This is a genomic window from Natronoarchaeum rubrum, from assembly GCF_024494695.1.
The window spans coordinates 643364-661239 of the sequence record NZ_JANHDP010000002.1; the positions used below are offsets into that span (position 1 = coordinate 643364).

Here is a 17876-nt window from a genome sequence, read left to right on the forward strand (position 1 = left end):
GCTCGCATGTTCCGATCCGGCGCGTTCGTCGCGGAGCACGTGTCGCCGCTCGACGCCGAGCAGGTCCAGCCCAACGGCGTCGATCTCACGGTCGAGGCCGTCTTCGAGCAGGTCGAAGCGGGACGGATTTCCCGCGACGGCAAGCGCATCGGCGAGCGGCGCGAGCTCGACCCAGAGAACGCCGACGAACGGAGCTCGTCGAGCCCGCAGGCTCGCGAGGACGCCGCGGCGTCGGCGCCGACCTACCGGCTCGAACCGGGCGGCTACGTCGCCCGCTACGGCGAGACGATCTCGATCCCGGAGGGTCACGTCGGGTTCGTCCTCCCGCGATCCTCGCTGATGCGTAACTCCGCGATGCTCCACACGGCGGTCTGGGACGCCGGCTACACGGGCCGCGGCGAGGGGCTGCTGGAGGTCAACCACGATCTCGAACTGGAGCGCGGCGCCCGCATCGCCCAGCTCGTGTTCGCGCGGGCGGACCACGAGGACACCTACGACGGCTCCTACCAGGGCGAAAATCTGGAGTAAGTCGGTCCCACTGTGCCGTGCTGGCAAAACGGAAGCGGCCACGGTACGGCCCCCACGAACCACGTAGGGCGAGGTAACCCCACGTTACCGTCGCGTAATGCACATTCAAAACGCCTGTAGAACCCTCCAAACGCTCCGGTGCAGCGTGAACGGTTCTCGGTGTTCAAGGCGGGCCCTCGCTAGTGGATCGAACGCAGGTCACTCTATGAGCCAAAAAATGCGAGGACAAGAGTCAGACGTAGCGGCGGAGACCGGAACGGACTTCGCGCTGTTCGCATCGGTCGTGTCGGTCGCGATGTCGTTGTACGCCTTCTTCGGGCGAGGCGACCGGGAGCTGGGAATCTTCGTCGGGCTGTGGGCGCCGACGATCCTCACGCTCGCGAACCACTTCAAGCAGCGCCAGTTCGAACAGCGCCTCAAGATGATCCCGATCGCGCCCTCGGCGTCGAACGTCCGAGAGACGATCGAGGACCTGCTGAGCTCGAGCCAGTAGATCGGTCGTCACTGCAGCCATTTTTCGGAGCGCTCCCGTCCGAGTAGCGGCGCCCGTCAATCGGCTCGGCCGATCGCTCAGTCGCCGGTCCGGCCCGCGGGATCGAGCGCTGCGGCGTCGAGGTCGTACTGGCGAATCGCGCCGACGATGGCGTAGACGACGGGCGTGTCGAGGACGGCGATCGCCAGCTTCAGCAGGTACTGGCCGACGATCAGCGACGCGAGCAGGCCGATTCCGGGGACGTCGCCGTTGCCCAGAATCGCCGGCGCGATCGCGAAGCCGACGGTGACGAAGATCACGGTGTCGATCGCCTGACTTGACGCGGTCGAGCCGATGTTGCGGAGCCAGAGGTGGTCGCCGTCGGTGTACTCCCGGAGCCGATGGAAGACGAGCACGTCCCAGTTCTGGCTGACGACGTACGCCAGCAGGCTCGCGATCACGATGTTCGTGCTCGCGCCCAGCACCGTCGCGAACGTGTCGGCGGCGACCTGGGAGGTCGGAGCGACCGGCGCGGCGATCGTCGACCAGACCAGCGCCAGCAGCACGAAGTTCATCGCGAAGCCGACGTTGACCATCACCTGCGCGGCCCGCCGGCCGTACAGCTCGGCGTAGCAGTCGCTCGCCAGGAACGTGACGGCGTAGGCCAGCGCGGCGCCGGGCAACGCGAGCTGGGCGCCGACGACCGGCAACTCGAAGGGCAGCGAGAACCCCAGAATCTTCGAGGCGGTCAGCTGTGCGGTCACCAGCGCGGTCACGAAGAGGCCGATCAGCGTCACCTGCCCGATCGTCGGCGTCGCCGCGGCGCGTGTGCTGTCGCGTGTCATCTCTGTCATCGACCAGTCGTGGCGGGATGAAGTTGGTTTCTACTCGCGACCGCGCTGACCGAGGACCCTCCGTGACGTTCCTCTGAGGTGACAAGACATATGCTTCGCGAATGAAAAATTCGCGGACGAAATGGCCGACGCCGCCCGCACCCTCCGCCAGTTCCTCCTGTCGCCGAGAGCGTTCTTCGAGGAGCGACCGCCCGCCCGAACGCTGCCGATCGCGGCGGGACTCGTCGTGCTGCTCGCCGCCTGTCTCACCGCCGGTATTCTGGCCCTCGAAGTGCTCATCGAAGGCGCGATCGACGCGACGGTCACGATGGACAACCCCGATCGGCCGCCCGAACCGTTCTGTGACGGGCAGTTCGGGGAGTCCGGGTCGTTCGACGACGGCTGCGACGAGCCCAGAACGATCGAGCGCGACGCCGGAACGCTGGTCGCGGAGGCGATGCGGAGATTCCTCTGGATCGGGATGGTCGGCCCGTTCGTCATGTGGTTCCTCGGCGGCGTGGTGCTGTTCGGCGTCGGGCGGCTCGCCGGCGGCGATCCGTCACTCGGCGGGACGTTCGCGCTCGCGGGCTGGGCGACGGTGCCGGAAATCGCCAGGCTCGCCGTCGGAATCGGCGGCCTGTGGCTCGTACTGTCGAACACGACGATCACCAACGTCGATCAGGGCTCCGCTGCACTGGAAGCGGCACTGGCGCCGGTCTCGCCGTGGCTGACGCTGGCGTCGCTGCTGGCGATCGGCTGGCAGTGGCAGATCCTCACCGCCGGACTCGCCGAGGACGCCGATCTCTCGCGGGCGGCGTCCGGCGTCGCTGTTGGGGTTCCGCTTGCGATCTTCGGACTCCTTTACCTCCTGTAGCTCACGGTCGAGCGGAACTACTGTATGGCCTTCGCCCGTTGCCCTCGACTATGCTCGTAGGCGTCATCTCCGACACGCACGACAACGTCGCGGCGGTCGACCGAGCGGTCGAGATCTTCGAGGACGCGGGCGTCGACGCCGTCGTTCACTGCGGCGACGTGATCGCCCCGCCGGTGGTCCCCCACTTCGACGGGCTGGAAGTCCACGCCGTGCTGGGCAACAACGACGGCGAACTCGACGGGCTGGAGTCGGCGTTCCGCGCGCTCGGCAACGGCAGCGAACTGCACGGCCGGTTCGCGGATCTCGACCTCGGCAGCGCGCGCTTCGCCGTGCTGCACGGCGAGGACACCGACGACGTCGAGGCGCACGCCCGGTCCGGCGAGTACGACTACGTCTGCTACGGCCACCACCACGTCGCCGAGGAGCGCGACGTCGAGGGAACAACGGTGCTCAACCCCGGCGCGCACTTCCCGGACGTCCCCGACGAACAACACAGCGTCGCGCTGGTCGACACTGAGAGCGACGAGGTGGAGTTCCGCGACGTCGACGCCTGATCACCACCGACGACGAGGAAACGCAAAAGCTCAACTCGCCGGCGCGCGAGCGATTCGCGCATGGACAAGCAGGAGCTTCGCGACCGCGTCTGGGACGAGTTGGAGGACAGCGGCGAGGCCCGGTTTCCGTACCCGCCTCACGGAAGAATTCCCAACTTTGCGGGCGCGGACGCCGCCGCCGATCGGCTCGCCGAGACGGACGCCTGGCGATCGGCCGACGCCATCAAATCCAACCCCGACGCGCCCCAGCTTCCGGTCCGGCGCGCGGCGCTGCGAGCCGGAAAGACGGTGTACATGGCGGTCCCGCGGCTTCGCGACGAGGAGTGTTTCCTCCGGCTCGATCCCGCGGCGATCGACGACATCGACCACGCGACGACGATCGGCGGCTCGGCCGAGGTCGGCGTGCAGGTCCGCCCGGAAGCGATGCCGCCGATCGACCTGATCGTCGCCGGCAGCGTCGCCGTCACCGAGGCGGGCGCCCGCGTCGGCAAGGGCGAGGGGTACAGCGATCTGGAGTACGGCGTCCTGCAGGCGTTCGATCTCGTAGGCGAGTCGACGACCGTCGCGACGACCGTCCACGAGCGCCAGGTCGTCGCCGAGGACGTACCGGTCGACGCCCACGACGTGCCCCTCGATCTGGTGGTGACGCCCGAGCGAACGATCGAGACGGAGACGCCTCACGACCGGCCGGCGGGACTCGACTGGACAGTCCTGTCCAAGGAGCGGATCGAAGAGATTCCCGTGCTGGCGTCGTTGCGACCGTAGCTAGTTCGTCTGGGCGGCTGCGACCTACGGCTCCCACTCCGAGGCTAACAGTCCGTAGAGGGACGCGTCGACCCGTTCGCCGTCGACGAAGTAGTGTGCTCGCAGGCGCCCCTCGCGTTCGAAGCCGATGCGTTCGAGGATCGCCCGCGAGGCGTCGTTCGTCTCGAAGACTCGCGCCGATATCTTCCGCAAGCCCCGCTCGCGGATGGCGTAGCGCACCGCGAGTTCGGCCGCGCGAGTGCCGTAGCCGACGCCGCGCTCGTCGGGGTGAATCCAGTAGCCCAGTTCGGCCCGATCGGCGACGTCGTCGATATCGAACAGCCAGACGAACCCGACCGGACCGTCGGACGTGCAGGGGAGAAATGAGATCACGTCGTCGCCGTCGAGCCAGTCGTCGAGGTCGTCCGCCGCCATCGGCTCGGTGCCGGCGATCCCGTGGCGGACGTCCGGCGCGTTGAACTGTCGGCGGAGGAACTCGTGGTCGTCCGGCTCGACGGTGCGGAGCGAGAGTCGGTCGCCGCGGAGGAACACTGGACCGGGCATAGGCGGGCCGACACACGCTCGGCGTATCAACGTTCGGACCGATCAGCCCCGGGAGTCGAAACGGGTTTCCACTGCGATGGGAGAGATGTGCCTATGCCCCCACAGGACTGGCGAACCTATCTCGTCACCCAGGAGAGCCTCTCGGCCGGCCGGAGCACCGTCGAGATCGCTCGCGCCGCAATCGAGGGCGGCGTCGACGCGATCCAGCTCCGGGACAAGAATCGGAGCGCGCTACGGCGGTACGAGACCGGACAACGGCTTCGGGAGCTCACGGCCGAGACGGGCGTCGACCTGATCGTCAACGACCGGGTCGATCTCGCGCAGTCGATCGACGCCGACGGCGTCCATCTCGGGCAGTCGGACTTGCCGGTCCCCGTCGCCCGCGATCTGCTCGGCGAGGATGCGGTGATCGGGAAGTCGACCTCGTTCGTCGAGGAGGCACGAGCGGCCGAGCGCGAGGGCGCGGACTACCTCGGTGTCGGCGCGGTGTACGGCACGTCCTCGAAGAACGTCCCCGACGACGAGGCCGATTTCGGCCCCGAGCGCGTCCGCGAGATCGTCGACGCCGTGGAGATCCCGGTGGTGGGGATCGGCGGCATCGACGCCGCCAACGCCGCTGCGGTCGCAGCAGCGGGTGCCGACGGCGTCGCGGTCATCTCTGCGATCACGAGCGCCGAGGATCCGGCGGCGGCGACGCGAGAGCTTCGCGAAGCCGTCGAACGCGGCCGAGAACGCTGAGGCGGCACCACCGTCGCGGGAGTCGCGCTACTGCATCGTGACGTACGTCAGGACGCCGATCGCGAACAGTTGGAGCGTCCGGAGCACGAGGATGGCGCGCTGGGCGAACGGGTCGCCGGAGTACAGCATGCTCGTGCTGAAAAAGAAGTAGATTGCCAGCGCGTTTTCGAGCAGGAGAACGGCGCCGAACGCCACCAGCCCGAGGCTCAGCGGCGTCCGGAACGTCCGATAGTTGCGGACCCAGACGCCGAGGAGCCCCGCCAGTAGCAGGATGCTCAACCCCGACAGTACGCTCGCGATCATGATTGTGGTGTTCATCGCCATCGTCAGTCCTCCATGTGCTCGGTGATCCGCCGGAACTCGTCCTCGTGTCGCTCGAACCGGTCGGTGAGAAAGTACAGCTCGCCGTAGTCCTCGCCGCCGGTTTCGAGGACGTCGTGGTCGACCAGCTTCTCGAGGTGGTACCGGACCGTGTTGTAGTCCAGATCGACCGCCTCGCTGATCTGGTTGGCGTTCCGGGGGCGCTCGAACAGCACGCGGATGATGCGCGCCCGGTTCTCGCCGCCGCGCGTGCCGGCGAACAAGTACCACAGCACTTTCTCCATCCGGTCTCGCCTCGGTGTTTCGGCAGGACCGGTTTAATGGTGCCCCTTCGAGAGGGGTGACCGGTTCGGCGAACTCTCTTCCCGCGTCGTGCCACCTACATCTCCATGCCGATGGAGACGATCGGACAGTTCACCGTCGCGATGCCGGAGTCGAGCACGTTCGCGTCCAGCGCCGAGTCGAGGTCGGAGACGCTCTCGAAGTCGGCGTTGTCGTAGGGGCTGACCGACCAGAGCGGCGAGTATCCCTCGTCGCCGGGGAGCGTCGCGACGACGTTGTGCGTCCGGTCGCTCCCCGCCTCGGTGACGAAGCCGGAGGCCGGGCCGCCGCCGTCCTCGCCGGGGTTCGTGTTGAACGTGACGTAGATGGGTGACAGCGGGACCGATCCCTCCCCGGTGGCCGTCAGCGGCGCCTCCTCGAACAGGAAGTAGCTCACCACCATCCCGTCGTACCAGCCCTGCACGAGCCCGGCGTCGCCGTCACCGTGGCGCATCGAGGCGGTCGACCCCTCGGGGACGATCGGGCAGTTCTTGATCGTGTTCGTCGCCTCGATCTCGTAGCCCGCGTCCATCAGGTCCTGCGCGCTCGTGGCCGAGTTCGCCTCGTAGTCCTCGGGGACCGTCACCCGGTGGACGTGCCAGAAGTCGTTGTACCCCTCGTCGCCGGGGATCACGTCGACGATGTTTTGCTGGCTCTCGACGGGCGTGTCCTCGCCCTCCCGGAACAGCGCGTAGATCGGGGCCGGCGCGGTCGGCTGGACGTCGAAGTTGTAGTACGCGACCGGCTCGCCGTCGGGGCCGAGTCCGCGAGTCAGGAACGGCGCCTGATCGAAGTCGATCGGTTCGTCCGGCCCGGGGAGATCGTTCTCCTCGGTGCGGACCATCAGCGTGCCGGCCGCCTCGCTGAACCGGTCGATCGCCGCTCGCTGGGCGTCCTCCGGATCAGTCACGTCACCCATCCCGTCGTCCATGTCGTCTCCCGCTCCGCTGTCAGAGTCGTTGTCCGTGGCGCCGTCGTCCATCGTCTCGTCGTCCGAACCGAAGCAGCCGGCCAGCGCGCCGGTGGTGACTATGCCTGTCGTCGCCAGAAACCGTCGTCGAGTCTTGTCTCGGGACATCGCGTGTGGAGCGTCGCAACCGCCGGTAAAGGCGATTTTTCAAAGTCGAACTGAGTTCGAACGAAACTCCGGCCGAACTCCCTCTAGAATCTTTCCGAACTCACGGAGGACGACAGAGACGTGACGGCGTCCCAGCACTCCGAGCAGGGGAGCGACGGCGCGGGCGAACTCGTCGAGCCGGCTTTGTGGGTCCGACTCGCGCGCGTCGACAGGCTCGATGCTTCGGCCTCGCTATCTCTCGATCCCGTACGCTCGATACTGGCGGACTGCGTACACGTACGCTCCACAGGCGCTCCCGACGAGGATGAGAAGTGCGAGACCGGCACCACCGAGTACCGGCACGCTCGCGGGAACGCCCTGGCTGAGGGCGATTCCCGTCAGCACGAGACTGATGATCCCGAGAATGCCGACGGCGAAGCCGTGGCCCAACAGCACCGGAAGCGACGGGACGACCGTTTCGACGCCGTACATGGTCCTCGAATCGTACATGGGGACCAGCGTCCCGAGACCGACCGCCCACCCGGCACTGAGCACCGCGAGTACGAGTCCGACGGCGACGAATGCGGCTCCGTCTACGAACGACGGCGGGCTGATCGTCACCACCGCGAGCGGGATGGCGACGACGAACGGGACGCTCGCGGTCGTCCCGGCGACGATCCGACCGCGAACGAACCGGCTCGGCTGCGTCTCGGTCAACAGCAACAGCGGGAGCGTGCGCTGTTCGTCGCCGAAGGGGTTCAGACAGAATGCCGAGCCCGCGAGCAACGCCCCGAAGATGACACTGCCGCCGAGCGCGAAGAGGTACGCGAGGTCGGGTGCTTCGGCGAGGGTGCTGGCGACGGGGGCGAACGCGAACAGGAACACGATCAGGTGGACGAACTGCTGGGGGGACCGCAGACCGTATCGCAGATAGTGCCATCCGATTCGGCCGGACTTCGACCACGCGAACGGGCGGGGAACGGTCGTCGGCGTCGATTCGGCCGGGACGTCGCGCGAGGGAGCGTTCACGCTCGTGTCCGTCGTCCAGAACCGCGTCGCAAGACGCCCGGCGACGGTGAATCCGATCGGCACACCCGCTAGAAAGACGCCCAGCACGGCGAGCGCTGTGACCGAGAGCGGGCGCGCGACCGGCGTTCCGAGGAGGAAGACGTCCGCGTAGGCCGCGAGGGGCGACTGCAGCAGCGCCCGTTGGATCGGCGCGAGCGAAAACGGGAGATCGCCGTCGAGCGCGAGGCGCGGCACGATCTGCGAACCGAGGATTAGGACCACGAAGCCGAGCGGGTACAGGACCGTCTTGACCGAGGAGGGCAGCGGGACGTACCGGCTGACGTACAGCGCCGCGATACCGAAGAGATAGCCGGCGACGGCCGTGAACGCGAGGATCGGTCCGAGACCGACCGGCACCGTCACGATCATCGCGGGCGTCTGGGCACCGATGGCAAACGCCGCGACGACGAGGAGCGTCGGCGGGGCGAGCCAGAGCAAGAGGCGGATCGTCTCGGCGGTCAACAGCCCGACGACGACCGCGCGGGGCGTCGTGGTCGTGAGCATCATCTCTTCGCCGTCGATGTGCGCGAGGCGTTCGACGGTTCTGAGAGCGAACACGACGATCAGCCCCGCGACGAGCACCGTCATCTGCTGGCGGAACGTCGCCAGGAGCGGGAACTGTTCCTCGACCCGAACGGTCGTTCCCATGACGTGGGCCGCCGGAACGACGCCGAACACGACCATCGATCCGAAGACCAGCGCCATGAGCGCGAGGGCGATTTTCGCTCGCGGCTGCTGGAAGTACCAGCGAGCGCTCCGTCGGACCTCGACGCGCGCGATGCGCCAGCCGGTTCGAAGGTCCGACCGTAGCTCCGTCATTGGCCGAACCCGTGTTTCGGACTGCTCGTCACGTCGAGGAACACGTCTTCGAGCGTGCTTTCGGTCTCGGATTCGGCGCGATCCTTGAGTCCGTCGGGCGTCCCTTCTGCCACGAGCCGACCGTCTTTGAGGACGCCCACGACGTCGGCGAGTTCCTCGACGACCGGGAGGATATGCGTCGAGAGGAAGACCGTCGTGCCGTCGTCGGCGAGCTGGTGGACGTGCTCACGGAGCGTCCGGGCGGCACGCGGATCGAGCCCGCTCGTCGGCTCGTCGAGGAAGACGACGTCGGGGTCGTGGAGAATCGTCTGGATGTACGCGAGCTTCTGTCGCATCCCTTTCGAGTAACCGTCGATGCGTCGCGCGGCGTCACCCGCGAGATCGAACGTGTCGAGGAGAGCGTCGATCTTCTGGGTTGCCGCATCGTCGGGGATGTTACGCAGATCCGCAACGTAATCGAGTTGCTCTCGTCCCGACAGCTCGTCGTAGAGCGGCGGTGTTTCCGGAAGATAGCCGATGTGCGGGACGAGCGCGCGACGGTCACGGATGGATTCTCCGACGATAGTTCCCTCCCCGCTCGTCGGCTGGAGGAGTCCGGTCAGCATGCGCATCGTCGTGGTCTTCCCGGCGCCGTTCGGCCCGAGGAAGCCGTAGATGGAGCCCATCGGGACGGCGAGTTCGAGCTCGTCGACGGCGTGGGTTCCGGTGTACACTTTCGTCAGGGCGGTCGTTTCGATCGCGTGCGAAGTTGACATCGTTGTGTGTGTGTTGTGGGGTTCAGTGAACGATACTATGCAGTCTGTACGTGCCCACTCTGTGTCCGAGCGTTGTCATCCGGCCCCAACCGCACGGAGCGACTGATGGACATTCGGTGGGCGGCGGTTCTGGGAGCTCTCAACAGCTGCCAGCACCGGCACAGGTGACAGCGTTCGCACTGCCCCCGGCAACGGCGGCGTCGCGGAGCGCTTCGTCAGCGTCGTCCTGTCGAGATTCGACAACCCGTTCGTCCGGGGTCCCGTCGCCAAGCAAGCGTTCGAGCAGGGAGGGCATCGTAGCGGGGCGTTTTATGACAAAGAACTTTATTGTTTTGATAACTGATCGGACTGCGACACGGCCGCCGGTGCTGGTCGTTCCGATACCCGATCTCGGATCCGAAAAAATACGCCCCGATCGCACCGATTCCAGCCGTGCTATGCGACGGCGAGGACTGCACCGGCGAAAAACGCGACCGCGGCGATCCCGAGAATGGCCGCCGATCGGTTGCTTCCTGCCGGGTCCTGGTGGAACGCGTCCCAGTCGAGCAGAATTCCGAGGCCGACGACCGTCGCAGCACACCCGCCGAGCAGGGCGGGGACTGACCAGAGCGAAAGCCCGGTCTGGACGATCGAAGCCGCTGATTGGAACGCGAGCAAGATTCCCGTGATCAGGGGCGCAGCGCCAGCTGCCTTTCTGGAGAGCATGCGCCCACGAGATTCATTCTCCAGACTGATAATAGTACTCGTCAGCTACAACTCTCCTCCCGAGTCGCCAGTTCCCCGGAGCCACCACTAGCTGTGAACCTATCGCATTGCTGGAGTTATACAGAACCGCTTCGCCACAGCTAGTCCCGTCGACCGTCACTCAGACGAACTCGTCGAGCCCGCTCTGTGGATCGGATTCGGGCGCGTCGACCGGCTCGACGATCTCTGGCGAGTCGTTCGACGGATCGTTGACCGCCGTCGAGATCGGATACTTCTCGAAGCCGTCGCCGGAGTGTGGTTCCAGCAAGTCGGCTTTCGCCGGCGGCTCGTCGCCGAGCCAGTCGCGTTCGTCGTCGGCGTCGAAGATCACCGGCATCCGGTGGTGGAGCGGGTCCATCAGCTCGTTCGGCTCGGTCGTGAGGATCGCCGTCGACTCGACGGCGCGGTCCTCGCCCTCCCAGCGCGCCCAGACGCCGGCCATCGCGAACGGCTCGCCGTCAGCGCGCTCGACGCGGAACGGCTGGGTCCCGTCGGTGCGATCCTGCCACTCGTAGAAGCCGTCGGCGACGATCAGGCAGCGTCCCGCCGCCGAGCCGTCGGTGTCCCGCTCGAACGCGTCTCGGAACGCCGGCTTCTCGTCGATCGACTCGGTCCGGGCGTTGATCAGGCCGTTCCACTCGCCGGGGTCGTCGGCCCACCCGGGGACAAAGCCCCAGTGGAGGTGTTCGAGCGCGTCGGGCGAGTCGTCGCGAATCGTCGCGATCGGCGTCTCCGGCGCGACGTTGTACCGCGGTTCGTACTCGTCGGCCACCGCAACGTCGAACCGCTCTTCGAGCGTCGACGGCGAGGCAAACAGCGAGGTGCGGCCGCACATACGGCTCGCTTCGGACCGCAGGTGCCTAAGTCGTCCGAACGATCGCTTTCGACGACCGACCGTCGGCGTCGAGCGACGGTCGGCCGAGCCGCGCGACGGTCGTCGGACGCCGACGCCGGGCGAGCCGGGACGCAGATTCATATCCGTGGAGCGAGTAGTGTGTGAACATGGACCGAGACGACACCGACCGCGACTTCGTCGTTCTCGACGACGACCCGGGAACCGAGTTCGTCATCGTCGAGGAGAAATCGGCGGACGCCGACGCCCGGCGAGACGACGAACTCGTCGCGGTGCCCGACGCCGACGCGCGATACCCCGGACTGGTGCCCGTCGACTCGCTCACCGAGACTGGCTTCGTCATCGTCGACGAGCCGGTCGCGGAGACCGACTTCGTCATCGTTGAGGACGAGCGCGAGGGCAGCGGTGGCGAGTCGCCCGAGGGCGTCGCGCCGGACGCCGACGTCGAGATCGTTCCCACGCCGGACGCCGAACTCGTGCCGGTCGAGGGGGGCGAACTCGTGCTGGCTGCGGACGCCGAACTCGTACCGGCTCGCGACGCTGCGCCGCGCGATGATGCCGTAGTCACTACGCCGAACCCGTTCATCCCCGACCTGTTTCGTCCGGACCGCGGGAGCTGATCCTCGACGACCACGCCGGAGAGGCGATCACACGCAGCCGGGGAACTCCTCGCCCCGCACGTGAACGGAGTCGACCCAGTCGGGCCGGTCCGCGGCCGATTTCGTGAACCGCGACCGGGCGTTCATGTAGGACATGATGAGTGCGCGCCGCCAGTCGTCGGTGTCGTTAGGCGAGGTGTAGTGTGGCACCAGACAGTGCGTGAACAGGGCGCTGCCAGCCTCCATCGGCACCGGCTCGGCGTCCGCGGGCTCGTAGTCGCGCTCGCCGATGACGATGTCGGTGTCGTACTCGACGGCCTCGTGACCGAGCAGCCCGTCGGTGTGGGCGCCGGGGACGACCTGCATGCAGCCGTTCTCGGGTGTAGCGTCGTCGAGCGCGATCCAGACCGTCACGTGGTCCAGCGGGCGGATCGGGTAGTAGGCGGCGTCCTGGTGGAACCCTTTCTCGCTGCCGACCTGCGGCGGCTTGAACATCGCCGCGCTGCGCAACAGTTTGAGATTCGGCCCGAGCAGATCCGCGGCGACCGCGGTAATTCGATCATTCTGCATCACGTCGCGGAACACGTCGTCGTTCTGGACCATCCCGAGCCCCTCGAACTTCCGGACGGCGTCAGCCTGCTCGTCGACTTCGATCTCGCCGCGCTCGACGGCGGGTTCGAGCTGCGACTGGAACGTCTCGGGCTCGCGGTCGCCGTGCGTGTACTCGTGGAGCCGTTCGCGGACGGTCTCGACCATCTCGGCCGAGAGCGCGTCCTCGACGACGACGTAGCCGTCGGTCTGGTACTGCTCGAACTCGGCGTCGGACAGGTGCATGCGCAACACTCGGTTGTATTCTATGGTAATCATTTTGGTTCTGAATGATATTTGGGTGGTACCACCGAGTAGAATAGTTTTTACCGCAGCGGCGGTTTCGATCGTTCGATGAGTAACGCGACGAGCGACCCGGCGAACGGATTGCGAGGAAAAGTATCCCAGTTGGGACCGACGTGGATCGCGGGCGCCATCGCCGCGGGTCCAGCGTCGCTGGCGGCGGTGCTCGGGGCCGGAGCGACGTTCGGCTACACGCTGCTGTGGGTCGTCGTACTCTCGGCGCTGCTGGGCGCGACCGCGCAGTACCTCTCGATGCGGCTCGGGCTGCTGACCGAGCAGGGGATCGTCGGCGCCGTCGAGGAGCACCTCGGCGAGCTCTGGGCGTGGGTACTGGTCATCGACACGGTGCTGGCCTCGGGGCTGGCCCAGATCGTGATCATGAAGACGGTCGCGGAGGTCAGCGGGACGGTCGTCGGCTTCGACCCCAGAGTCTGGGGCGTCGTCTGGGCGCTCGTGCTCGCGGTCGGCCTCGCCGGCGGCGGCTACCGCTTCCTGGAGGTCGGCGCGAAGGCGATCGTCTCGGTCGTCGTGCTGGCCTTCGTATCCACGGCGTTCCTCGTCCCGATCGACGCGGGTGCCGCCGCGGGCGGGCTGGTGCCGACGCTCCCGGCCGGCCTCGACGGCGCCTTGCTCGCGGCGGGCGTGCTCGGCGGCGCGGTCCACATCACGCTGATCACGATGCAGAGCTACACGATGCGCGCCCGCGGGTGGACCCGCGACGACTACGATCTCGGGCTGTTCGACGTCGGCACCTCGATGCTGGTCGCGTTCGGCGTGTTCAGCGTCGCAACGTTCCTCGTCGCCGCGAGCGTGCTCGCGCCCGAGCTCTCGCCGGGCGGCAAACTGCAGGCCGCGGCCGCGGCCGCGTCGCTCGGCCCGCTGGTCGGCAACTTCGCCGAAACGCTGTTCATGCTCGGGCTGTGGGCAGCCGCCGTCTCGACGCTGGGCGCGAACACGGTCGTCCCGCCGTACCTGCTGGCCGACAAGCTCGGTTGGGACACCGACGTCTCCGACGGCCGGTTCCGCGCGGCGGTCGCCGCAGTGGCGCTGCTCGGCGGACTCGGCGCGTTCCTCGGCGGGAACTTCTTCTCGCTCTTGACCCAGATGCTCACATTCGGGCTGATCGGGACGCCGTTCGCGCTCGCGATCGTGCTGTACCTGCTGAACCATCCCGACGCCGTCCCGGAATCGAATCCCTTACACGCGAACGTCGGCGGTCTGATCGTGTTTGGAATCGCGTCGGTGCTAGCCGGACAGTACGTCCGCCAGCAGCTCCGGACCGGTCTCGGCGATCCGGTTCCGACGTTCTTCGTCACGTTCGCGATCGCGATCGGCGCGGCGACGATCGGCCTGATCGCCAAGTACGCCCGGGATGCGCGCCGACCATCACAGCCCGTCGACGCCGGCTCCGATGCCTGACGCGCCGGATCTGCCGTTCCCGCTACGGGGGACGACGCTGATCACCGGCCCCTCGAACACCGGCAAGACGCGGCTGACCGCCAGCGCACTCGACGCCTGGCTCGCCGATCGCGACGCCGACGGCGTCGTCGTGCTGGAGTTCGCCCCCGAAATCGAGCGCGACGGCGTCCTGCTCGGCGGGCGGCTCGATCGCTTCGTCGAGATTCCCGACGCCGCGTTCCACGGCGTCCTCGACGCCCACGCGCCGCGAGCCGCCGCGGACGACGAGGGCGAGGCCTACGAGTTCGCCGCGGACAACGCCGAGCGCGCGCGGTCGATCCTGCGCGCGGCGCCGGACGCTCCGGAAGCGGTGTTCGTCAACGACGCGACGATCCCGTTTCAGCACGCCACGGGCGATCCCGATCGGCTCTCCTCGTACTGCGAGGACGCCGACGCCGCCGTGCTGAACGCCTTCGAGAGCGACGAACTCGGGGCGGACCACCCGGTCACTCGTCGCGAGCGGGACGCACTCGACCGACTGGCAGCCGGCGTCAACCGACGCATCGAGCTCGGGGACGGATCGTGAGCGCGGCGCGACGCCGCTCCTGAGCGCGAACTGACGTCTCGGACTGTCGTCCAAATTGCTTATGTTCTGTGGCACCGTATCTCAATACGTCCGACGAGGATTCGAGGACACACCGGACGACCCGGAACGAGTTGCCCGATTTTCGGGCGGACCGTTCCGGGTTAGGGGCAAAACTAAACTCCCCGTAACAGGGGAACAAAGTGAACACCCCGAAGGAGGCTCGAAGCGGCCCGTCAATCGTCCGCCCGGGCGGACGATCGCGAAGGCCAAGTACCGGACGTCGCGCGAGCGACGTTCGAGAATCTGGAACGTCCAGCACGGCCGTAGGGGCTGCGGAAAACGGCTCCCGTCCGGGTCCGAATCGGTCCCCGTCGGGGTCGCTCGACGATTTATCACGCGTACTGATGGCGCCGCCGAGAGGAATCCGACACCGCGGATCGTCAGCCGATGTCGAAGTTGAGCCTGTCTTTCGCCCTGTCGACCAGCGCGTCGATCCGGTCTTGGAACTCCTCGACCGAGCGCTCGACGTAGTACACCCGATTGCGCGGAATTCTGCGGATCACGTCGTTCCCGTCGTCGTCCTCGCCGATCTTGACCTGCCAGTGGTCCTGAAAGAGGACGATGTGCTCGTTGTCGACCTCGAACGATTCGACGTCGCCGTCGGGGCCGTCGAAGACGATCGTCGCCTGGCCCAGTTCCGGGTCGGGCATGTCGAACTGCGTCTCGGACATGGATCTAGACGCCACGACGGCGGCCAAAAGCGTCGGGGGCGCTCCACCGAGACGGTCAGTTCGTCTTTCGAGCCGCTGATACGAATGGTGTGTCTTAACATCGCACGCGACGAACGCTCGAACGAGATGGCGATCGCGCAAAGGACGCGACACCTGGTCGACGAGAATCTGGGCGTTATCGGAGCAGCGCTCGCGTATCTGGTCGCCGGCATCCACCTCTTTCATCCCCAGTACGGCTTCTCTCGGTTCGTCGGGCTCCTCGCGACCGGGAATCTGTCGTTGCTCAGCTACGATCCCCGTCCGCTGGCGTTCGTTCTCTCGGCGTTCGCCATCCTGCTCGGGATCAAGCTCGTGCTCCTCGATTTTGGTCGCAAACCGGTCTACGCGCTCGGAATGGTGCTCGTGGGCACCTACTTTGTCGGCTACTTCGCGTGGCACCTGACGGGCCACGGCGGTTTTCTCCCCGGACGAGCGCCGCTGTACCACGGCATGCACCCCGCCGAGGCGGTCGTGTCGCACCTCGCGAACTATCCGCTGGCCGCCGCGGCGAAGTTTGCGGAGGCGGCCCTGGTCGGCGTTCTCGCGGTTCTGTATCGACGGGAGGCGCGAACCCCGCCGTAATATGCGCTACCAGAATCAAGGAGAGAGTCCCGGCCTTTAGGCCGGGAGTGAATCCGTCTCTCCACTTACAACCACGTCCGATGCTTACTCTGGGGTATCCTCTCTGACTTTCTTCTCGCCTTCGAGGAGGAACCCTCGCCGTTCACGGCGAGGAGGATGTCATAGGTACGTGTCCCGCATCGTCTCTTCGAGGATCCCGTCGGGATCGAGCACGATGTAGACGAGCACGAACGGCTCGCGGGGATCGAGCACCCACACAGAGAACGGCGGCTCGGCGGACTCGGCGGCGCGGGCGACCAGCGGCTCCAGGGGCTTGACGCCGTCGCGGAACTCCGAGAACAGGTCGCGCTGGCCGGCCTGCTCGGCGAACGTGTAGACGACGCCGTTGGGCTCGTTGTCGGTGCTGTAGGTGACCCGCGAGTTCATCGCCTCGCCGGCCGAGCGGGCGGCCTCGAAACACTCTTGCGCGGCCTGGAACACGGCTTCCTCGGTGCGGACGAACCGGAACCGCGTCGGCGCGGTGACCTCGACCTCGTCGATCGACGGATCGCCGTCGGTCCACCGTAGCGATGCCGACACTCGATTTCCGACCGCCAGGTCGGGCGCGTCCGCCGCCGGGACGTAGGTCGGTTCGGCCGACTCGACGTCCAGCAGGAGCCACTCCTCCTCGTCGCGCCCCGGCAGCACGCGGAACCGACCGTCCGACGACTGTTGCATTGGGTGGAGGTAGGTCCCCCGGCGTACATGAGTGCCACGACCTGCGGAGGCGCCGACTGCGACCGTCTCGGGCTGCCCCGAGACACAGGCATATCCAGCCTGAGCGCGTAGGCGGCCCCATGAGCGATGGAGCCGCGTCGCTGACCGATTCGCCCGGAATCCACCACGTCACAGGGATCGTCGGGGACGCCCAGCGAAACGTCGACTTCTACGCCGGGACGCTCGGCCTGCGGCTCGTCAAGCGGACGGTCAACTACGAGGACGTGCTCCGGTATCACCTCTACTACGGGAACGAGCGCGGCGAGCTCGGGACCGTGCTGACGTGCTTTCCCTACCCGGACGACGACCCCGGCCGACTCGGCAAGCCCCAGATCGAGTCGGTCGGCTTCGTCGTCCCGCCGGGTTCGCTCTCCTACTGGATCGATCGCCTCGCGGAGCGCGGCGTCGATGTCGAGGGACCCGACCGCAGGTTCGACGAGCGGTTCGTTCGCTTCGAAGATCCGGCCGGAACGCAGGTCGAACTCGTCACCGGCGAGTCGCCGGTCGAGCCCTGGACCGGCGGCGGCGTCCCGGCCGACGCGGCGATCCGCGGCGTCCACGGCGTCGCGACGCTGCCGGCGGACCCTTACGCGACCGCGAGCATCCTCGAAACGCTCGGGTTCGAGCTCGTCGAGCAGGACGGCGACCGCATCCGCTACCGAGCGAGCGGCGATCGGGCGACCGCGATCGACGTGCTCGACCGCGAGGCAGCCTACGGGCGCGAGGGGATCGGGACGATCCAGCACGTCGCAGTCCGGGCCGAGAGCGTCGACGAGCTGTACGAGTGGCACGACCTGTTCCGCGAACGCGACTACAACGTCTCGCGGGTGCGCGACCGCCACTACTTCCACTCGCTGTACGTCCGCGAACCCGGCGGGATCCTGTTCGAGTTGGCGACCGAGACGCCCGGACTGACGATCGACGAGGACGTCGCGACGATGGGCGAGTCGCTGGTGCTGCCCGATCGGTTCGAGCCCGACCGGGAGATGATCGAGGGGCAGCTGCCGCCGATCGAGTTGCCCGAGCCGGAGAACTCGGACTGACCGTCC

23 protein-coding genes are annotated in these 17876 nt (G+C 67.3%); 11 read left to right on the forward strand and 12 right to left on the reverse strand.

From position 1 onward, the window contains the following. Nucleotides 1-6 precede the first annotated feature (6 nt). Together NO931_RS07395 and NO931_RS07400 are read left to right on the forward strand one after the other, a co-directional pair. Nucleotides 7-528, forward strand: a complete 522-nt coding sequence (locus NO931_RS07395) for a deoxyuridine 5'-triphosphate nucleotidohydrolase (protein WP_256391990.1) — start codon at nucleotides 7-9, stop codon at nucleotides 526-528. 217 nt (nucleotides 529-745) lie between these two features. After that, nucleotides 746-1021, forward strand: a complete 276-nt coding sequence (locus NO931_RS07400; RefSeq protein ID WP_256391991.1) for a hypothetical protein — start codon at nucleotides 746-748, stop codon at nucleotides 1019-1021. Between the two features lie 77 nt (nucleotides 1022-1098). Here the strand turns inward: NO931_RS07400 and NO931_RS07405 are convergent, their stop codons facing one another. Further along, a complete protein-coding gene (locus NO931_RS07405) occupies nucleotides 1099-1854 on the reverse strand; it encodes a queuosine precursor transporter (RefSeq protein ID WP_375142037.1) in 756 nt (251 codons plus the stop codon). A gap of 121 nt (nucleotides 1855-1975) precedes the next feature. Here NO931_RS07405 and NO931_RS07410 point away from each other — a divergent pair, with 121 nt between their 5' ends. Genes NO931_RS07410 through NO931_RS07420 form a run of 3 tightly spaced genes read left to right on the forward strand, consistent with a single transcriptional unit; the run spans nucleotide 1976 to nucleotide 4026 of the window. After that, on the forward strand, nucleotides 1976-2707 hold the full coding sequence (locus NO931_RS07410) for a Yip1 family protein (protein WP_256391993.1): 732 nt from the start codon (nucleotides 1976-1978) through the stop codon (nucleotides 2705-2707). Nucleotides 2708-2757: 50 nt separating this feature from the next. After that, nucleotides 2758-3261: a metallophosphoesterase gene (locus NO931_RS07415; protein ID WP_256391994.1), complete on the forward strand. Its 504-nt coding sequence runs from the start codon at nucleotides 2758-2760 to the stop codon at nucleotides 3259-3261. A gap of 60 nt (nucleotides 3262-3321) precedes the next feature. Then, nucleotides 3322-4026, forward strand: coding sequence for a 5-formyltetrahydrofolate cyclo-ligase (locus tag NO931_RS07420; RefSeq protein ID WP_256391995.1), 705 nt, complete (start codon nucleotides 3322-3324; stop codon nucleotides 4024-4026). A 24-nt stretch (nucleotides 4027-4050) separates the two neighbouring features. Here NO931_RS07420 and NO931_RS07425 read toward each other — a convergent pair whose 3' ends face one another. After that, the gene (locus tag NO931_RS07425) at nucleotides 4051-4569 is read right to left on the reverse strand and encodes a GNAT family N-acetyltransferase (RefSeq protein WP_256391996.1); all 519 of its coding nucleotides are present in this window, start codon (nucleotides 4567-4569) and stop codon (nucleotides 4051-4053) included. 93 nt (nucleotides 4570-4662) lie between these two features. Here NO931_RS07425 and thiE point away from each other — a divergent pair, with 93 nt between their 5' ends. Continuing rightward, entirely contained in the window at nucleotides 4663-5307 is a 645-nt protein-coding gene (thiE, locus tag NO931_RS07430) for a thiamine phosphate synthase (protein WP_256391997.1), read from the forward strand. 27 nt (nucleotides 5308-5334) lie between these two features. On the opposite strand, the gene NO931_RS07435 is transcribed toward thiE, so the two are convergent. The 7 genes from NO931_RS07435 to NO931_RS07465 form a co-directional block, all read right to left on the reverse strand. Then, nucleotides 5335-5625 carry a DUF8036 family membrane protein gene (locus NO931_RS07435; RefSeq protein ID WP_375142038.1) on the reverse strand — a complete coding sequence of 97 codons (291 nt, stop codon included), beginning with the start codon at nucleotides 5623-5625 and terminating at the stop codon, nucleotides 5335-5337. A gap of 8 nt (nucleotides 5626-5633) precedes the next feature. Then, the gene (locus NO931_RS07440; RefSeq protein WP_256391999.1) at nucleotides 5634-5912 is read right to left on the reverse strand and encodes a winged helix-turn-helix domain-containing protein; all 279 of its coding nucleotides are present in this window, start codon (nucleotides 5910-5912) and stop codon (nucleotides 5634-5636) included. Nucleotides 5913-6007: 95 nt separating this feature from the next. Continuing rightward, complete coding sequence (locus NO931_RS07445) at nucleotides 6008-7027, reverse strand: hypothetical protein (RefSeq protein ID WP_256392000.1); 1020 nt, start codon at nucleotides 7025-7027, stop codon at nucleotides 6008-6010. 231 nt (nucleotides 7028-7258) lie between these two features. Beyond that, complete coding sequence (locus NO931_RS07450) at nucleotides 7259-8893, reverse strand: hypothetical protein (RefSeq protein ID WP_256392001.1); 1635 nt, start codon at nucleotides 8891-8893, stop codon at nucleotides 7259-7261. After that, on the reverse strand, nucleotides 8890-9648 hold the full coding sequence (locus tag NO931_RS07455; RefSeq protein WP_256392002.1) for an ABC transporter ATP-binding protein: 759 nt from the start codon (nucleotides 9646-9648) through the stop codon (nucleotides 8890-8892). The genes NO931_RS07450 and NO931_RS07455 overlap by 4 nt, the downstream gene beginning before the upstream one ends. 435 nt (nucleotides 9649-10083) lie before the next feature. After that, nucleotides 10084-10353, reverse strand: a complete 270-nt coding sequence (locus NO931_RS07460; RefSeq protein WP_256392003.1) for a hypothetical protein — start codon at nucleotides 10351-10353, stop codon at nucleotides 10084-10086. Between the two features lie 160 nt (nucleotides 10354-10513). Further along, nucleotides 10514-11227: an SOS response-associated peptidase gene (locus NO931_RS07465; RefSeq protein ID WP_256392004.1), complete on the reverse strand. Its 714-nt coding sequence runs from the start codon at nucleotides 11225-11227 to the stop codon at nucleotides 10514-10516. 167 nt (nucleotides 11228-11394) lie between these two features. Between NO931_RS07465 and NO931_RS07470 the strand changes: the two genes are divergently transcribed. Continuing rightward, complete coding sequence (locus NO931_RS07470; RefSeq protein ID WP_256392005.1) at nucleotides 11395-11865, forward strand: hypothetical protein; 471 nt, start codon at nucleotides 11395-11397, stop codon at nucleotides 11863-11865. Between the two features lie 27 nt (nucleotides 11866-11892). Here NO931_RS07470 and NO931_RS07475 read toward each other — a convergent pair whose 3' ends face one another. After that, nucleotides 11893-12678, reverse strand: coding sequence for a phytanoyl-CoA dioxygenase family protein (locus NO931_RS07475; RefSeq protein ID WP_256392006.1), 786 nt, complete (start codon nucleotides 12676-12678; stop codon nucleotides 11893-11895). 108 nt (nucleotides 12679-12786) lie between these two features. On the opposite strand from NO931_RS07475, the gene NO931_RS07480 reads away from it, so the two are divergent. Then, nucleotides 12787-14154 carry an NRAMP family divalent metal transporter gene (locus NO931_RS07480; RefSeq protein ID WP_256392007.1) on the forward strand — a complete coding sequence of 456 codons (1368 nt, stop codon included), beginning with the start codon at nucleotides 12787-12789 and terminating at the stop codon, nucleotides 14152-14154. Further along, nucleotides 14147-14719, forward strand: a complete 573-nt coding sequence (locus tag NO931_RS07485; RefSeq protein WP_256392008.1) for a P-loop NTPase family protein — start codon at nucleotides 14147-14149, stop codon at nucleotides 14717-14719. Before NO931_RS07480 ends, NO931_RS07485 begins: the two co-directional genes overlap by 8 nt. A gap of 440 nt (nucleotides 14720-15159) precedes the next feature. Here NO931_RS07485 and NO931_RS07490 read toward each other — a convergent pair whose 3' ends face one another. After that, the gene (locus NO931_RS07490) at nucleotides 15160-15450 is read right to left on the reverse strand and encodes a hypothetical protein (protein ID WP_256392009.1); all 291 of its coding nucleotides are present in this window, start codon (nucleotides 15448-15450) and stop codon (nucleotides 15160-15162) included. 84 nt (nucleotides 15451-15534) lie between these two features. Here NO931_RS07490 and NO931_RS07495 point away from each other — a divergent pair, with 84 nt between their 5' ends. Beyond that, nucleotides 15535-16071 carry a hypothetical protein gene (locus NO931_RS07495; protein ID WP_256392010.1) on the forward strand — a complete coding sequence of 179 codons (537 nt, stop codon included), beginning with the start codon at nucleotides 15535-15537 and terminating at the stop codon, nucleotides 16069-16071. A 159-nt stretch (nucleotides 16072-16230) separates the two neighbouring features. Here NO931_RS07495 and NO931_RS07500 read toward each other — a convergent pair whose 3' ends face one another. Continuing rightward, nucleotides 16231-16788: a DUF6663 family protein gene (locus NO931_RS07500; RefSeq protein WP_256392011.1), complete on the reverse strand. Its 558-nt coding sequence runs from the start codon at nucleotides 16786-16788 to the stop codon at nucleotides 16231-16233. 119 nt (nucleotides 16789-16907) lie between these two features. Between NO931_RS07500 and NO931_RS07505 the strand changes: the two genes are divergently transcribed. Then, a complete protein-coding gene (locus NO931_RS07505; protein WP_256392012.1) occupies nucleotides 16908-17870 on the forward strand; it encodes a VOC family protein in 963 nt (320 codons plus the stop codon). Nucleotides 17871-17876: the final 6 nt, after the last annotated feature.

Excerpts from the sequence above, each read along its gene's own strand:
- NO931_RS07395 (WP_256391990.1), top strand. The coding sequence starts at position 7 with ATGTTCCGATCCGGCGCGTTCGTCGCGGAGCACGTGTCGCCGCTCGAC.
- NO931_RS07400 (WP_256391991.1), top strand. The coding sequence starts at position 746 with ATGCGAGGACAAGAGTCAGACGTAGCGGCGGAGACCGGAACGGACTTC.
- NO931_RS07405 (WP_375142037.1), bottom strand. The coding sequence starts at position 1,854 with ATGACAGAGATGACACGCGACAGCACACGCGCCGCGGCGACGCCGACG.
- NO931_RS07410 (WP_256391993.1), top strand. The coding sequence starts at position 1,976 with ATGGCCGACGCCGCCCGCACCCTCCGCCAGTTCCTCCTGTCGCCGAGA.
- NO931_RS07415 (WP_256391994.1), top strand. The coding sequence starts at position 2,758 with ATGCTCGTAGGCGTCATCTCCGACACGCACGACAACGTCGCGGCGGTC.
- NO931_RS07420 (WP_256391995.1), top strand. The coding sequence starts at position 3,322 with ATGGACAAGCAGGAGCTTCGCGACCGCGTCTGGGACGAGTTGGAGGAC.
- NO931_RS07425 (WP_256391996.1), bottom strand. The coding sequence starts at position 4,569 with ATGCCCGGTCCAGTGTTCCTCCGCGGCGACCGACTCTCGCTCCGCACC.
- thiE (WP_256391997.1), top strand. The coding sequence starts at position 4,663 with ATGCCCCCACAGGACTGGCGAACCTATCTCGTCACCCAGGAGAGCCTC.
- NO931_RS07435 (WP_375142038.1), bottom strand. The coding sequence starts at position 5,625 with ATGAACACCACAATCATGATCGCGAGCGTACTGTCGGGGTTGAGCATC.
- NO931_RS07440 (WP_256391999.1), bottom strand. The coding sequence starts at position 5,912 with ATGGAGAAAGTGCTGTGGTACTTGTTCGCCGGCACGCGCGGCGGCGAG.
- NO931_RS07445 (WP_256392000.1), bottom strand. The coding sequence starts at position 7,027 with ATGTCCCGAGACAAGACTCGACGACGGTTTCTGGCGACGACAGGCATA.
- NO931_RS07450 (WP_256392001.1), bottom strand. The coding sequence starts at position 8,893 with ATGACGGAGCTACGGTCGGACCTTCGAACCGGCTGGCGCATCGCGCGC.
- NO931_RS07455 (WP_256392002.1), bottom strand. The coding sequence starts at position 9,648 with ATGTCAACTTCGCACGCGATCGAAACGACCGCCCTGACGAAAGTGTAC.
- NO931_RS07460 (WP_256392003.1), bottom strand. The coding sequence starts at position 10,353 with ATGCTCTCCAGAAAGGCAGCTGGCGCTGCGCCCCTGATCACGGGAATC.
- NO931_RS07465 (WP_256392004.1), bottom strand. The coding sequence starts at position 11,227 with ATGTGCGGCCGCACCTCGCTGTTTGCCTCGCCGTCGACGCTCGAAGAG.
- NO931_RS07470 (WP_256392005.1), top strand. The coding sequence starts at position 11,395 with ATGGACCGAGACGACACCGACCGCGACTTCGTCGTTCTCGACGACGAC.
- NO931_RS07475 (WP_256392006.1), bottom strand. The coding sequence starts at position 12,678 with ATGCACCTGTCCGACGCCGAGTTCGAGCAGTACCAGACCGACGGCTAC.
- NO931_RS07480 (WP_256392007.1), top strand. The coding sequence starts at position 12,787 with ATGAGTAACGCGACGAGCGACCCGGCGAACGGATTGCGAGGAAAAGTA.
- NO931_RS07485 (WP_256392008.1), top strand. The coding sequence starts at position 14,147 with ATGCCTGACGCGCCGGATCTGCCGTTCCCGCTACGGGGGACGACGCTG.
- NO931_RS07490 (WP_256392009.1), bottom strand. The coding sequence starts at position 15,450 with ATGTCCGAGACGCAGTTCGACATGCCCGACCCGGAACTGGGCCAGGCG.
- NO931_RS07495 (WP_256392010.1), top strand. The coding sequence starts at position 15,535 with ATGGTGTGTCTTAACATCGCACGCGACGAACGCTCGAACGAGATGGCG.
- NO931_RS07500 (WP_256392011.1), bottom strand. The coding sequence starts at position 16,788 with ATGCAACAGTCGTCGGACGGTCGGTTCCGCGTGCTGCCGGGGCGCGAC.
- NO931_RS07505 (WP_256392012.1), top strand. The coding sequence starts at position 16,908 with ATGAGCGATGGAGCCGCGTCGCTGACCGATTCGCCCGGAATCCACCAC.